We start from the raw sequence: 14,349 nt of genomic DNA, 5'->3' as shown, positions 1-14,349 counted from the left end.
GCAATCGATCATAATAACAATATCATGATATTGTTATTATGATCGATCGCCACTCGAATCTGATCTCTGCTTCAATCAATTCCATCTCACTCATATAGTTTCAGCGCATAATCATTCTCCAGCCATATCGGCAATTTCAACATAAAAATCATATATTTACACGTTATCGTCCCGCAATCCGCAAATTGCAGGCCGTAAAAGCAAGATTCCGCCCGCGGTTTCTCATCCGCCTTCAAATATCCATATACAATTCAATTCAGCATGTATTTTATATGTTTCTGCATGTATCTATATAAATATATGTTCATGGAATCCTCCCGGGTCGCAGGTGTACTCCCCTCTTGATCTCGGTTCCCAAATCCGAATTCTTCTTCTGGTTGTGTAAATATTGCTTCTTGTGCCGACGATTCATAATCTTCGCTACCCTTCGCCTCATCAGGGCTGTATCTGCACGAGCAGCAAGAACGTACATCTCATAAAGACCCATTTGAACACACCTTTCCTATCACGCGACGCGGTTGCGACCGTGTCTTGAGCTTCATCTCTTTTCCCATCAGCCTTTCAGCTCGATGGGCATTGCAACGGGGCACTGAAAATTGCCGCCTAGGGAAATAAAGACATCTATCAGTGCCCCCTGCTTTCCTAACAGATACCGAAAATGTGAAAGCAACGTCCTCTCTCACAATCCACGCTACTTCAGCTCCAACACCAGAAATCTCCCGGTTCATTGCCGAACAGGTGCAGTATAAGACACGCAAACAAGGTGGGGACGAATGGAAACAAAAAAATGCGAAAGGCACTATCGAAACGGCAAGGCCGGCTGATGGAATCCACGGGATAAAGAGTATAAACTAACGATTAATACCTATGAGTGCACAACTACAAATGATATTTCATTTAAAAAACACGCTGGATCGGGGGGTCGGCATGAATAGCTCACCATTTGAAGTCTTGGTTGATGAGACACTTGCTGGAATTACGTCCGTCTCAGAGCTAACGGGCCTGATTAATAAAAGGGTACTGAGCCTAATTAATGACTTTGAAGATGCAGAGTGGCGCTATCCAAAATTTCAAAGCTATCTTTGGGACAACATTGCCCAAACTGCCCTATCGCAAAAAGAGCGAGCGGCCCTTATTGATCAAAGTCACAGTACGCTCATCGCGGCCGCACAAAATCTAAGACTAACAGACAATGATGAGATAGGACAAGGAAGTGAAATTGCGGAAGTTTTCCTTTACGGATTGATGAGACATCGCTTTGGTGCGCTACCGGTCGTTCCCAAAATTTTTTACAAACAAAATGTGAACGATAATGCCAAAGGGGCAGACAGCGTGCACATTGTCGTTAATGGTGACGATTTTACGCTGTGGTTTGGAGAAGCCAAATTCTACAATTCTATTGCAGATTCTCGTCTAGATTCCATTGTGACATCCGTTATTAACTCTTTGTCCAAGGACAAGTTAAAAAAAGAAAATTCCATAATAACAAGTCTATCTGATCTCGACCTATTACCTATTAATGCCGGACTTCGTGAAAGAATAAAAGCATCACTAGATAACAGGGAGTCTATAGATAATATAAAATCAAAAATCCATATTCCAATACTGCTGTTGCATGAATGTTCGACCACGTCGGCCACACAAGAATTATCTGACAGTTACAAGGCCGACATCATCGCTTTCCATAAAGATCGTGCCAGCGCCTATTTCCTTAAACAAATAAAAAAATCCAGTAATATTCACAAATATAATGATATAAATTTTCATATAATATTGTTCCCTGTTCCAAATAAAAAGAAAATAGTTGACGTATTTGTTCAAGCTGTATCTTTCTATAAGGGGCAAAAATAATGGATGTTTTTGAGATTTGTTTCGAGATAAACAAACTTCTTTTATCTAAAAACGAGGTTGCGGCTAGAAACATTTTGATACGACTACTGGCAGACCTCGATCGAGCCCAAAAGCCTTATCCACAAGTCGTCAATCATATGATCCGCGCGACCGGTTTGTTCCCATACTTACAACTCGCAAATGCTTCTTGGGATCAAAAATTCGTTCACCATGCATTTGAGGTAGATGTTGGGCACCGAATGGCGACGTTGCATCGCGAGCAATCAAACCTACTAGCTAAACTATTGGACGGCAAAAATATCGCGGTAAGCGCGCCCACCAGCTTCGGCAAGAGTTTCATCATTGACGCATTCATCGCTGCGAAACAGCCGAATAATGTCGTAATCATCGTGCCCACAATCGCATTAATGGACGAAACACGAAGAAGGTTATTTAAAAAATTCTCCGAGAACTACAATATAATAACAGCACCAGACACGAAACTTGGCGCAAAAAATATCCTAATATTTCCGCAAGAAAGAGCTTTCGGCTACTTATCTGCGCTCGAACATATAGACCTTCTCGTAGTAGACGAATTTTATAAAGTAAGCCAAAAGCATGATCGTGAACGAGCACCATCTCTTATAAAGGCAATACTTAAATTATCGAAGAAATCAATGCAAAGGTATTATCTAGCTCCAAATATAAAAAGACTCAGCGACAACGCTTTCACTAGAGATATGGAGTTTATAGAGCTTCTCGATTTCAATACCGTTTATCTCGACATAGAAGAATCATACAAAAATATTGATGGTGATACAGATAAAAAAAATCAAAAATTAATCGACATAATTGCACCGGGTACTCAAAAATCGCTAATTTATGCTGGTACATATAGCGAAATTAAGAAGATTGCTGATCTAGTAATAGAGAAAATTCCTCAGGTAGATCGTATTTATACCAGTCATTTTTCCAAATGGCTCCGACAAAATTACCAGTCAGATTGGGTACTAGCTGATTTGGTCGATAGAGCTATCGGTGTTCATAATGGCAGAATGCATAGATGTCTTAGCCAGTTGCAGATAAAGTTATTTGAATATGAGGACGGATTCGACAGTATCGTATCCACATCTTCAATCATTGAAGGAGTCAATACGTCTGCGCAAAACGTGATAGTGTGGCGAAGCAAGCTCGGTAATAATAATCTAAAAGATTTCACATATAAAAACATCATCGGCCGAGGAGGCCGAATGTTTAAGTATTTTGTTGGAAATATATATTTATTGGATGCACCACCTAAGTCCGAAGACACCCAGCTCGAAATTGACTTCCCGGACGAAATCCTCGGCACACTAGACGAGGATCACGATGTCGATCAACTCACCGAGAGACAAGTGGAGCGCATTATCGAATATCGCAAACAAATGTCGTCGATAGTAGGAGAAGAAAACTTCGCACGGATCAAGCGAGAAAACTTGCTCCAAGATAGTGATGCTGATTTCCTTCTCCGTCTGGCTGCCGATATGAGGGACAATCCTGAGGAGTGGCGTGGGTTTGGCTATCTGAATTCCTCGAATCCAGATAATTGGGATAATATGCTTTACAAAGTTCTCAAATTAAAACCAAGCGACTGGGAAACACAATGGAATAAACTGGTTACAGTTACGAAAAAAATCGCTAACAATTGGATTACAGATTTATCAAAAATCATATCATCACTAAGAGAAGACGGAATAGATATTGAAGATTTCTTTAAAATGGAGAGAACAGTTACATTCAAGCTTTCAGCTCTACTTAGTGACACAAACGAATTACACAAAATTATCGTAAATCCTTCGGTAGACATTTCACCTTTCATCGGTAGGATGAGTAGAGCTTTTCTGCCTAGCGCAGTATACCATCTCGAAGAATATGGCCTGCCACGTATGATATCTAAGAAGATTCACGCCGCAGGTTTGATTGATTTCGAAGACCCAAATATGGACCTATCGCGAGCACTTGAGCGTTTTAAGTATTTAGGCATCGAAACAGTATTAGGCCTTAAGTCGTTGGGGCCTTTTGATCGTTATGTGGTACGATTTTTCTTTGAGGGAATTACCCCTCATGATTTATCAGCCCAAGAAATCGTGGAATAATTTTATGATAGCTAGCCATAGCTAGAACTGGGACCGTATCCGCTCCGAAAATAATCGAAGTAGAGGAAAGCTACGCTACAAGCACCTTTATTCATCGATAACCCGCGCCTAAGGCCGATCACATGGTAAACAGAGAAAAACGGGAACAACAGTATGGCTACAAACCCGACATGGAGCAGCTGGAAGAGATGAAGCGGTTGGCTTCTAACCAGATGAGAAAACAAGAATGAGGATCAAGAATTGAAGGTCATCACAGGAACCGGATTTGCCGCTGCCGCTCTTCTTTTTTCAGGCTCTGTTGCCCTTGCCGTGCCGACATATCTCAGCTGTGAATTCGCAACTTCGAAGGGAACACCACAGGTGTTCAATTTCGCTCTCGACGAAGCCACCGGGACATTTGGAGTTTATGTCCCGGCTTCTGGAAGTCAGAGAATGGAGAAAGGCACCTTTGCCGGTGGTAAAGCGAGCCTGAATGAAGGCTCGGTGGCATGGGAGATCGATATCGCCAAAGGTTCAGTCATCCGCGATAAGCGCATGGTTGGCGAGAAGGATGGCGGGACCTGCAAGACGATCTCGCACGCGCAGAGCGGCTTTGAAGATTAAGCCGGTCTGGACAGGAGCCAGTATCGAGACCTCTGCACATGGAGCTGACGGCACGGCACATCTATAGCGCCTTGGCGAAGCGCTCCAGTTTGCCGAGCGTTTGCTGACCCAGCTCCACGGCGCCGAAACCCTTCGCTTGCTGGAACTCGGCTTCCGTGCTGAACACCATGCCCAGCACAACTTTCGTCGCGCCATCCTGATCTTCGAAGGAGGCCCAGGCATCGGCATGTTTCGGCCCGTTTTCGCCCCATAGCAGCGTATAGGCAATCCTCTCTTCGGGCCGGACCTCGACATAACGATGATGGTTCGGGAAAACTGTGCCGTCGGGGCCGATCATGTCAAAGACCCATTCGCCGCCGGTCCGCAGATCAATCCTCTTCGTGCGGCAGGAGAACCCTTCAGGGCCCCACCATTGCGGCAGCGTCTTTTCATTCATCCAGGCTTTCCAGACAATGTTTCGCGGCACCTTTATCGTTCGCTCCAGCACCATGGTGCGCCCGGCCACGCTGGCCAGATTGTTGAGGCCCGCGTTGAAACCTTGTTGATAGCCATCGCGCATATCCTCGGCCAGAGAGGAAAGCTGCACCGTTACGGTCAAGCGGTTGCTCTCTTCCGTCGCCTGAAAATCGGCAGTCACCAGCGCTGCCGACTGGGTTACGCCGCCGGATGAGACCACCTCGTAATTCACGCTGCGGCGGGCTGGCTGTAGCTCCAGCCAGCCGCATTCACAGCGAATATCCGGCTGGCCGGCGACCTTGCAGAGCGACACTTCGCGACCGCCCAGCCTGCTGTCCGCCTCCAGGAACTCCACTGTCACCGAGGGCGTGGGAGAGGCCCACACCGCCCGGGCGGCGGGTGACAGCCAGACCTGCCAGAGCGCCGATAGCGGAACGGCAATTTCCCGTTCGAAGCTGAGCGTTGCAAAACGGTCTTGCGGTTGAAGCGGTTCAGCGCGTGCGCTTTTTTGATCCGGTTTCGTTGTCATTCTGAATCCTCCTTCATGGCCTGCATTGCAAATGCCTCCAGCCGGTCAAGCCGGCTCTCCCACACAGCCCGCTGCTCATCGAGCCATGTACTTACCGGCTCCAGCGCTTCGGGCACGATTGCGCAGGTGCGCACCCGCCCATCCTTGGACGTGACGATCAGCCCCGCCTCCTCCAGCACGGAAAGATGCCGCATGACCGTGGGCAGACGCAGCCCCGTGGGAGCGGACAACTCCATGACCGGCGCCGGACCGCCGCCGAGGCGCGCCAGAATCGCCCGCCGCGTCGGATCGGCCAGAGCCTGGAAGATCGGTGAAAGGTCCTGATGATGCTTAGTCATGTTGCTAACTATCATGTTTCATCGCGATGGGGCAAGCAGAAACTTAGCAGATTAACTAAGTTTTATCGGGAGGAATGGCCCCGGGGATGAAATGCCCATGCGTCGTCCGGCCGTCTCGTTTGGGTAACCGGGCCTTTCCCCTTCATGCGCCTGGCGTTCGGCAACGGGTGGCGGATGCAACTGCCGGGCCGGAAACGAGCCATCAAAAGTTGCAGAAAAAGATTGACTCTCGCTGCCGCCTGAGTGAGCTTCGCCGGGAAAAGACGGGGAAAAAATCAAATCATCATGTCACCAGAACGCTTTAATCAATGCCTGCGGGTGATCCGCTGGACGCCGATCAATATTGCGTCCGCGCTGCAATGCGAACTTTCATGGATCGAGGCGCTGGAAGCGGGCAACGAGGAGGTTCCCGCTGGCCTGGCGACATGGCTGGAAACGCTGGCGCAAGCCCATGAGGCTCTTCCGCCTCCGTCCACTTACAGAGGAAAACGGTCGACATTCTGATGCGGCCGGCAGCTTTCAGCCTTTACCAACGATTGGATTATTCGAAATGAAATATGTCATAGCAGCTCTTGGCCTGATCGCCTTCTCAAGCCCCGTCCTCGCCGCATCCTGCGAGAAGAACTTCACTGTCTCAGGCGTACCGATGGTGACGGCTGTCTCTTACAAGTCCTGGCAGGAGCTGCCGAAGGCGAAAGCGCCCGCCGTGCTGCAAAAACTCGCTCAGGCCGTGGCGGCGGAAGGTTTTGCAGGCATCCAGATCAACAAGGCGTTGTCTTCCATCGATGCGCACCAGGAAACCAGCGGCAGCGGCAGAATTCAGACGCTGCGGGTCGTGGCCCGGCAGAAGGGCGCCGCGGTGCGAATTGATGCTGTCTTCAACATTCAGGCAGGGCAGATCGCGGACAAGAACGTCATCCGCGAGGGCATCTGCAATATCATCAATGGCGCGTGACGCACGGTGAATGACCCGTCCGTTCGCAGTCTCGATGCCGGCGCACGCTGACATCGAGACTGGGGAGCTGTGCGGGTGCGGCGCATTTGTTGCGAACGGACGCGGCGGCTGGCCCGGCGCGGGCGGCGGGCCATGTGCTGGTGCATGCCGTTGATGGCGATGCTTAGGCTATGGCGGGCAAACCCGGAATCTGCGATGGGTGCAGACAGGGATAGTGTCCGCAGCCGGAAGCAGGCTGCGAATCGACGGGGAAAACATGCCGATCTATGAACTGGCTGCCGTGGGCGCCGCGACGTGCTGGGCGATAACCGGGCTTCTTGCCGCGGGCCCGGCGGGGCGGCTTGGAGCGCTGGCCTTCAACAGGACGCGGCAGCTTTTTGTCGCCGCTTTGCTGGGGGTCTATGTGCTCGCGTCAGGCTCCTGGCGAGAGCTTCAGCCCGAGGCATTGTCGTCGCTTATCCTTTCCGGCTTCATCGGCATTTTTGTTGGCGACACGCTTCTCTTTACCTGCCTCAACCGGCTGGGGCCGCGCCGTTCGGGAATCCTGTTTGCGCTGAATGCCCCGATCGCCGCGCTGCTGGCATGGGCGGTGCTTGGCGAGCAGCTTCCCGCAAGCGCCATTGCCGGCATAGGTCTGACACTCAGCGGCGTGCTGCTGGCAATCCTCTTCGGCAAGCGCAAGGCGCAGCTGCATGAATGGGAGAGCGTGAAGGGGCCTCTCTGGCTCGGCGTGCTCTTCGGCCTTCTGGCGGCGCTCAGCCAGGCGGTCGGCTCGCTCATTGCAAGGCCCGTGATGGCGACCGGGATCGATCCTCTTGCCGCTTCCATGCTGCGTGTCGGGGTGGCCGCCCTTTGCCTGACCGCACTGACCATGCTGCCTATCGAGGCTGTCAGGCCCAGAGGCCCGATGACCCGGAGCCTGTTCCTCCAGACGGCGTTCACGGGCATCATCGCCCTGGCTTTCGGCATGACGCTGCTTCTTTTTGCCCTTTCCGGCGGCAAGGTCGGCATCGTCTCGACACTGTCGGCAACGACGCCCGTGATTATCCTGCCATTGCTGTGGCTGAGAACGCGGGAAGTGCCGGCGCCCGGCGCATGGGCCGGCGCCGCACTTGTCGTGGCCGGTATGGCGCTGATGTTCTGGAGATAGCTTCAACCCGATGGAGAACGGGTGCGGAAACACCTCATCCGCGTCGAGACTTTTCACGCCAGAATTCAGACAGCAATGACCGCTTGCTAAGCAACTTTTGCGTGCTTAAAAGGCGTCTAATATCAGTTCGTTAGAGAGGACCAACTTCGTGGAACAGGAAAACATCCAGACCGGCAAGGGTCGGCGCAGGGCGCTTTGGGCGGCAGTTGCGATTATTGCCGTTGCTGCCGCAGGCGTCATCGGCGGCAAGACCTTCTACGAAGCAAAGGTGAAGGAGCTGGTTGCCCGCAGCGGTGCGACGGCCACTTCCATCGAGGTCGATTTTCTCGGGAAAATTCATGTTCGCGATCTGACGCTGCCGCTCGAAGAGGGCAGGAATATCAAGATCGCGGCTATCGACGGACGTCCGAAACTTCCGTTTCTGGACGGCGCGTTGGACATGAACACCATCGACATCGATGTGCCGACCGGAAAGATCTCAATGGCGCAGGCCCGCGTCGAGAATGCCGCGTTCCAAAAGCCGGCACGGGCGGAAGGAAACGGCGGCTCCCTGCCCCGGCGCATCGAGCGCTTCGCGGCGACAAGCATCTCCACGCCGGAGGTGACGTTTACCCAGTCCGTCGCGACCACCGAGCAGAAGACCGTTTACAGGAACCTCGCTCTCTCTGAGATCGCCGGCGGCCGCATTGCCCGATACTCTATCGATAATGGCAGCTACGACATCAAGATGCAGCTTCCCGACAGCGAAGGCGCGATGAAGGACAAGCATATGGTCGTGTCAACCGGCGCGATCGCCGGCCAGGACATCGACGTCGCTTATCTCGCCCGGCTCTATACGGAAAAGGCGGGCCCGGACGACAAGGAAGCGAAGCCGCTCTACGGGCCGGTCTCCATCAAGGCAGTTTCCTTCTCTGAAGGAGACGGTCATTTCAGCTACGATGAAATCCGCAGCGATGGCTTTACCGCCCGCATGCCGTCCGAACCGCTGCTGGAAACCCTCAAAACGCTGACGACGACCCAAGATCCTGACGAGCTTTCACCGGAGGCGCGCCAGGCGCTTTTCGCGAAGGTCGTGTCCATTCTCGACATGTTCGGCAAGAGCAACATGCAGCTCATCGGCTTCAAGGTCGATGCGCCGGATGAAAAGGAAGGCGCGGCCGGCAAAAGGGTCAAGGCCACCATCGACCGCATCGACATGCAGATGGACAGCCGCAAGCTCGACTTCGGCTTGAATGGCATGTCGATCGGAGATGGCGACGGCAAGATTGAAGTCGCGGAAGCGAGCCTCAAGGGCTTCGACTGGAGTTCGACGATCAAGGGAATTTCCGAGATCATCGCGCTCGACGAGACGCAGATGGAGACCTTCCAGTTCAATCGCCTGATACCGGAGCTCGGCAGGGTGCGCGTCGGCGGCATCAACGTCGATATCGCCGCGCCGGAAAAGCCGGAGGAGGAGACGGAGGAAGAAACGGCCGGAACGCCGGAACGCATCAAATTCTCGCTCAAGAATTTCGAGATGGGGCTGACCAAACCCTTCAACGGCATTCCGACCGATATCGAGATCAGGCAGGACGAGCTCACGCTTCCGATTCCGGCGGACTCGACGGAGGAAGTTTTCGTCGAAGCCCGCAAACTGGGTCTCGAAACGCTGGCCTTTTCTTATGGCCTCGCCGCCGGCTGGGACGAACCGAACAGCAATCTGGTGATCCGCGATATCTCGCTTAGCAGCAAGGATTTCGGCAGCGTCAATTTTGCCGGTCTGGTAAGCGGCTTTACGGAAGAGTTCTTCTCCTTCGACGTCAATCGCGCGCAGGCGGCACTTTTCGGGCTTGCCGGCCGCGAAGTGAAGCTCACGATCAAGGACGAAGGCCTGATGGCCAAGGCGATCAAGCTTTATGCCCTGCAGAACGACATGACGGAAGATCAGGTACGCGCCACTCTGACGCTTGTGGCGAGCATGATGCTGCCGCAGGTGGCAGCTGAACAGCCCAAGCTCCAAAACGCCGTGCAAGCGCTCGTCCAGTTCATCAGCAAACCCGGTACCCTGACGGTAACGGTCAAATCCACCGGCGCAAACGGTCTCGGCATTTTCGATCTGGTTGCCGCCTCCGACAACCCGATGGGGCTTCTGGACAAGGTCGATATTCAGGCGACGGCCGAATAAATCCGGCGATTTCCGCCCCTCCAGTGGCTGCACAGGCTTTAGCTAGTGCAGCCACTCGCAACTATAGGCCAGCACCGGCTCGGCAAAGCCCTTCAGCCTGTAACGATCGCCATGCACGAGGACATCGGCGCCGCCATATTCCTGAAAAGTCTTGTCCGATATCAGGATCTGGTCGCTCTCGGCGGCGGCGCAAAGCCTTGCCGCCAATTGCACGGTCGTGCCAAAGAAATCATTGCTGTCTTCGATAGGTTCCCCGCAATCCAGGCCGATACGGATGTGGATGGGCTCGCCCCTGTCGCTGTTGTAACGATGGAACTCGCGCTGGATATCGATGGCGCAATCCACCGCAAATGGCGTGGAGGAGAACACGGCCATTATCCCATCGCCGGTGTGCTTGACCTCCCGTCCCGAGCGCCGCCCCAGACAACCGCGCACGAGGGCATCATGGGCCCGGATGAGTTCCGCCGCCATGCGATCGCCGAGGCGGGCCGTCATTTCGGTTGAACCGACAATGTCCGTGAAAAGGATCGCGCGGTGGCCGGGGTCCATATTTTTCGAGGCGGCCGCGGGTGCTACCGGATCCTGTATTCGCCCGAGAAACGCTTCCACCGCCGACAGCGCGACTTCCACCACCTCGCTGGCGACGAAGCCGTGCGCTTCGCGATGCACGCACTGCGCGGTTTCAGCGTCCGGCGCGTCCATAAGGCAAAACGCCGTACCGCGCCTTTCATCGAACCAGTAGGTCAAAAACCTGACGCCGTACCGATCCTGAATGTTGATATCTTTAAGATGTGCCGCGGCGATATCGGCAGCGGAAACGCCGGCAAGCTCGTGCCGGTCCATGAAGATAGGCATTGGTTTCCTCCCAAGAGTATATCGTTGCCTCCTCTGCCAGCCATTTTATGACTTCGCCGAATTGCCGTCCATCGTTCTTACGGGTGACACCGCACAGGGCGGGAACACCGGAAAGGGCGATATTCGTTCGCGTTAGCACTCGCGACAGCCGCAGCGACTTACCTGCGTTTGACCATGCGCCGAAGCAGGGAGCGGGATCTGGCCTTGCGGGGAATGAGGTGGATATCGCTGACCAGCTTTGCGCCGCCGTCCCGTCGCTCCAAGGTTATTTTCCGGCTATGGAAGGCCTCCAGTTCGGCACGATGCGCCACGCTGATGATGGTGGCGTCGGGCAACTCATCGATCACCGTCTGCATCATCCTGTCCTGGCTTTTTTCGTCGAGAGCCGCGGTCGCCTCGTCCATGACGATGATATCCGGGTCGTTCAGCAACAGGCGGGCAAAGGTCAGCCGCTGTTTTTCACCGCCCGACAGCGTCTGGTCCCACGGCGCCTCCTCCTCCACCTTGTCTTTGAGATGGCCGAGACCAACCTTGTCGAGAGCTTCTCCTATCTCTTCGAACGTCCAGCTCTCGGCCGCCTGCGGATAGCAGACCGCCCGGCGAAGGGTGCCGGAGGGCACATATGGCCGCTGCGGCAACATGAAAAGCCGGCTGCCGGCCCGAAAACTGACGCTGCCTCCGCCCCATGGCCAAAGGCCCGCGATTGCCCGCACAAGCGTGCTTTTACCGGATCCGGATTCGCCTGCGACGAGCACTCTTTCTCCCCGCCCGATTTCCACATCGGTCTCCTTGACGACGGCCGTGCCGTCGCCGAGCGACACCGAAACATCCTTGAGGCTGAGCATCGTTTCGCCTTCCGTTTCGCCGCGTACGATCCGGCCGAGCTTATCGCTCTGTTCGGCCCGCTCCAGCCCGTCAAGCGACATCATCAGGGAGGCAACGCGGCGTGCACAGGCATTCCAGTCCGCCAGCCGGGGATAGTTGTCGACCAGCCAGCCGAAGGCGGATTGAACGATGGTGAAAGCGGATGCCGCCTGCATGACCTGGCCGAGAGACATGCTTCCATCGAGAAATTTCGGCGCGCAGAGAAGAAGCGGAACAACGGGCGCAATCAACATCGATCCATGCGACACGACCGTGGTGCGCATATATTGCTGCGCCATCTGCTTCCATTGGTGTCGGACATTGCGGAACCTCCTGTCGAGGTCGCTTCGCTCTTCCTCTTCGCCGCCCAGCAGGGCGATGCTTTCCCCATTTTCCCGGACACGGGTGAGCGTGTAACGGAATTCCGCCTCCAGCTGGTTCTTGACCTCGGAGACCCGGACGAAGTTCCGGCCGATCAACGCAATGGAACTGGATGTGATGAGCGCATAAATCACCGCCGCGATCACCAGAAAACCGGGTATCGTGACCGATAGGCCGCCGATCGGCAGCGTCAGCGCGCCGCCAATCGTCCACAGAACGACGATAAAGGTGGACGCCGATACGAAGGCGGCAATGACGCCCGCCATGAAATCCACGGGCGCTTCGGTGGCGATCCGCATATCTTCCGACAGCCTCGCCTCCGGATTTTGATGGTCGCCGTCTATCAGGTTGAGCTGATAATAGCGGCCATTTGCGATCCATCGGGAGACCAGCACCTTGGTCAGCCACGACCGCCAGCGGCGCTGAATGCGCATTCTGACGTAAACCTGCGAGGTCACAATAAAAACGCTTCCGAGAACCAGCGGCGGGAATATGGAAGCGAGAAAGTAGACCGTCGATGCATCCCGTTTTTCAATCGCATCGAAAATCCCGCGATTCCAGACGTTGATGCCATATTGGAAACCGACATTGACGCCGATCATAGCGAGAAGCCCGATGGAGAACGGCCAGGCAAGCCCGTCCCCACGGCGGCTCCAGAACCCCCGCGCGCTGATCAGGAAGCGCTTCAGAAGATATCGCTTGCGAGCCTCTTCGGCCTGCTGCGGCGTCAAACCCGCAGCGGGCTCCAATTCCTCCGGCGGAAGGGGATCATCGGGTGCGTCGTTGGCATGAACATTCTCTGCACCGTTGTGGCCGGTGCCATCGACTGGTTGGGGTTTTGCGTCAGCATCGGTCATGGATGCATAAACGGATGACCGTTTGAAAAGTTGCCGGCCCGGGACGCTAGTGATCCCGGTTTTTTCTCCACTTCAGCATATAGCAAAATCCCGGTCCGAGCAGAGCGCCGGCGATGACCCATTCCATCCGGCCGAGCGAAATCGGCGCCGCTGCCGCTCAGCGCGTGCATCCGGCCATGCACGGATATGGGAACCTTTCGTCCCGCTCTGCGCTCTTATCCCTGAGGGAGCAATTCAATGGACACGCGCGTCACACATCGCAGAACCTCAATTGCGGGGGTAGAGACCTTCTACAGGGAGGCTGGCTCGCAGGATGCGCCGGTCATTCTGCTGCCGCACGGCTATCCCTGCTCATCCTTCGAGTTCCGAAACCTCATGCCCAGATTGGCCGACAGATGGCGGCTGATCGCACCCGATTTTCCGGGATTCGGCTATAGCGGCAATCCCGAAACCTTTTCCTATAGCTTTGACGGTTATGCCAGCTGGCTTAACGCTTTTGTCGAGACGCTGGGTCTCGATCGTTTTGTGCTCTACCTGCACGACTTCGGCTCTCCCATAGGCGCAAGGCTTTCCATCATGAAGCCGGACCGCATCGTGGGACAGATCATCCAGAATGGCGATATTCCCTATGAAGACGCGCTGGGGCCGAAATATGCCGATATCGAAAAGTTCTGGTCGCTGCCTGCAGACCGGATGCGCGCCGCATTTCGCGATGCCGTCACCGAGGAGAATTTTCGTGACGAGTTTCTGAATAACGTCCGTCCCGAACTTACCGCACTCATTCCTCCTGACCTCTGGCAATTGCACTGGAGCCTTGTGACGGAGAGGAGGAAGGATATCGCAGCAGACCTACTTTCTGACCTCAAGGCAAATCGCGACTGGTTTCCGATCCACCGCCGCTACCTGCAAACCTGTCGGCCGCCGACCGTCATCATCTGGGGACCGCAGGATCATTACATGCCCGAGCGCTCCGCACGCGCTTATCTTCGCGACATGCCCGCTGCCGAGCTTCATCTACTGGATGGAGGACACTGGCTCCTGGAAACAAACCTTGAGGAAGTCATCCCTTTGATCCGGAGCTTTCTTGATCGCATCCACCACTGATGGGACCACGCTTTCATCGCGCCCTCATTCAGGCCGCCGGTCCGCAATGGCATCCTCCCCACGCGAATGGCACGACAAATGTTGTGCGATGCACAAATTTCGGAGGAATAGGCATGAAATTCGGATTT

Annotated in this window: 12 protein-coding genes; 8 read left to right on the top strand and 4 right to left on the bottom strand. The window is 54.3% G+C overall.

The window, feature by feature from the left end; genetic code table 11:
* Nucleotides 1-867: 867 nt before the first annotated feature.
* The 3 genes from ACQZ40_RS19325 (at nt 868) to ACQZ40_RS19315 (ending at nt 4,568) form a co-directional block, all read left to right on the top strand.
* Nucleotides 868-1,851 (top strand): HamA C-terminal domain-containing protein, encoded by a 984-nt coding sequence (locus ACQZ40_RS19325; protein WP_448748490.1) that lies wholly within the window; start codon nt 868-870, stop codon nt 1,849-1,851.
* The gene (locus ACQZ40_RS19320) at nt 1,851-3,965 is read left to right on the top strand and encodes a DEAD/DEAH box helicase (protein WP_035238459.1); all 2,115 of its coding nucleotides are present in this window, start codon (nt 1,851-1,853) and stop codon (nt 3,963-3,965) included. Before ACQZ40_RS19325 ends, ACQZ40_RS19320 begins: the two co-directional genes overlap by 1 nt.
* A gap of 240 nt (nt 3,966-4,205) precedes the next feature.
* The gene (locus ACQZ40_RS19315) at nt 4,206-4,568 is read left to right on the top strand and encodes a hypothetical protein (protein ID WP_003521596.1); all 363 of its coding nucleotides are present in this window, start codon (nt 4,206-4,208) and stop codon (nt 4,566-4,568) included.
* Between the two features lie 61 nt (nt 4,569-4,629).
* Here the strand turns inward: ACQZ40_RS19315 and ACQZ40_RS19310 are convergent, their stop codons facing one another.
* Both ACQZ40_RS19310 and ACQZ40_RS19305 read right to left on the bottom strand, forming a co-directional pair.
* Nucleotides 4,630-5,553 carry an SRPBCC family protein gene (locus tag ACQZ40_RS19310; RefSeq protein ID WP_448748489.1) on the bottom strand — a complete coding sequence of 308 codons (924 nt, stop codon included), beginning with the start codon at nt 5,551-5,553 and terminating at the stop codon, nt 4,630-4,632.
* The gene (locus ACQZ40_RS19305) at nt 5,550-5,891 is read right to left on the bottom strand and encodes an ArsR/SmtB family transcription factor (protein ID WP_448748488.1); all 342 of its coding nucleotides are present in this window, start codon (nt 5,889-5,891) and stop codon (nt 5,550-5,552) included. The genes ACQZ40_RS19310 and ACQZ40_RS19305 overlap by 4 nt, the downstream gene beginning before the upstream one ends.
* 285 nt (nt 5,892-6,176) lie before the next feature.
* Between ACQZ40_RS19305 and ACQZ40_RS19300 the strand changes: the two genes are divergently transcribed.
* The 4 genes from ACQZ40_RS19300 (at nt 6,177) to ACQZ40_RS19285 (ending at nt 10,160) form a co-directional block, all read left to right on the top strand.
* The gene (locus tag ACQZ40_RS19300; RefSeq protein ID WP_003505772.1) at nt 6,177-6,395 is read left to right on the top strand and encodes a hypothetical protein; all 219 of its coding nucleotides are present in this window, start codon (nt 6,177-6,179) and stop codon (nt 6,393-6,395) included.
* Nucleotides 6,396-6,441: 46 nt separating this feature from the next.
* On the top strand, nt 6,442-6,846 hold the full coding sequence (locus tag ACQZ40_RS19295) for a hypothetical protein (RefSeq protein ID WP_078053844.1): 405 nt from the start codon (nt 6,442-6,444) through the stop codon (nt 6,844-6,846).
* A 256-nt stretch (nt 6,847-7,102) separates the two neighbouring features.
* A complete protein-coding gene (locus tag ACQZ40_RS19290; RefSeq protein WP_078053930.1) occupies nt 7,103-7,996 on the top strand; it encodes a DMT family transporter in 894 nt (297 codons plus the stop codon).
* Nucleotides 7,997-8,144: 148 nt separating this feature from the next.
* On the top strand, nt 8,145-10,160 hold the full coding sequence (locus ACQZ40_RS19285) for a hypothetical protein (RefSeq protein ID WP_448748487.1): 2,016 nt from the start codon (nt 8,145-8,147) through the stop codon (nt 10,158-10,160).
* A 42-nt stretch (nt 10,161-10,202) separates the two neighbouring features.
* On the opposite strand, the gene ACQZ40_RS19280 is transcribed toward ACQZ40_RS19285, so the two are convergent.
* Together ACQZ40_RS19280 and ACQZ40_RS19275 are read right to left on the bottom strand one after the other, a co-directional pair.
* Nucleotides 10,203-11,015 (bottom strand): nickel-binding protein, encoded by an 813-nt coding sequence (locus ACQZ40_RS19280; protein ID WP_065657755.1) that lies wholly within the window; start codon nt 11,013-11,015, stop codon nt 10,203-10,205.
* A 158-nt stretch (nt 11,016-11,173) separates the two neighbouring features.
* The gene (locus tag ACQZ40_RS19275; protein ID WP_448748486.1) at nt 11,174-13,117 is read right to left on the bottom strand and encodes an ABC transporter ATP-binding protein/permease; all 1,944 of its coding nucleotides are present in this window, start codon (nt 13,115-13,117) and stop codon (nt 11,174-11,176) included.
* 237 nt (nt 13,118-13,354) lie between these two features.
* Between ACQZ40_RS19275 and ACQZ40_RS19270 the strand changes: the two genes are divergently transcribed.
* Nucleotides 13,355-14,221, top strand: a complete 867-nt coding sequence (locus ACQZ40_RS19270) for an alpha/beta fold hydrolase (RefSeq protein ID WP_174046708.1) — start codon at nt 13,355-13,357, stop codon at nt 14,219-14,221.
* The last annotated feature ends 128 nt before the right edge of the window (nt 14,222-14,349 follow it).

It is taken from the genome of Agrobacterium sp. 16-172Ci (genome assembly GCF_053522725.1).
Note: the sequence above shows the minus strand (reverse complement) of the source record. Positions and strands in the feature narration are given on the sequence as shown.

Excerpts from the sequence above, each read along its gene's own strand:
- ACQZ40_RS19290 (WP_078053930.1), top strand. The coding sequence starts at position 7,103 with ATGCCGATCTATGAACTGGCTGCCGTGGGCGCCGCGACGTGCTGGGCG.
- ACQZ40_RS19300 (WP_003505772.1), top strand. The coding sequence starts at position 6,177 with ATGTCACCAGAACGCTTTAATCAATGCCTGCGGGTGATCCGCTGGACG.
- ACQZ40_RS19325 (WP_448748490.1), top strand. The coding sequence starts at position 868 with ATGAGTGCACAACTACAAATGATATTTCATTTAAAAAACACGCTGGAT.
- ACQZ40_RS19270 (WP_174046708.1), top strand. The coding sequence starts at position 13,355 with ATGGACACGCGCGTCACACATCGCAGAACCTCAATTGCGGGGGTAGAG.
- ACQZ40_RS19320 (WP_035238459.1), top strand. The coding sequence starts at position 1,851 with ATGGATGTTTTTGAGATTTGTTTCGAGATAAACAAACTTCTTTTATCT.
- ACQZ40_RS19305 (WP_448748488.1), bottom strand. The coding sequence starts at position 5,891 with ATGACTAAGCATCATCAGGACCTTTCACCGATCTTCCAGGCTCTGGCC.
- ACQZ40_RS19310 (WP_448748489.1), bottom strand. The coding sequence starts at position 5,553 with ATGACAACGAAACCGGATCAAAAAAGCGCACGCGCTGAACCGCTTCAA.
- ACQZ40_RS19295 (WP_078053844.1), top strand. The coding sequence starts at position 6,442 with ATGAAATATGTCATAGCAGCTCTTGGCCTGATCGCCTTCTCAAGCCCC.
- ACQZ40_RS19275 (WP_448748486.1), bottom strand. The coding sequence starts at position 13,117 with ATGACCGATGCTGACGCAAAACCCCAACCAGTCGATGGCACCGGCCAC.
- ACQZ40_RS19280 (WP_065657755.1), bottom strand. The coding sequence starts at position 11,015 with ATGCCTATCTTCATGGACCGGCACGAGCTTGCCGGCGTTTCCGCTGCC.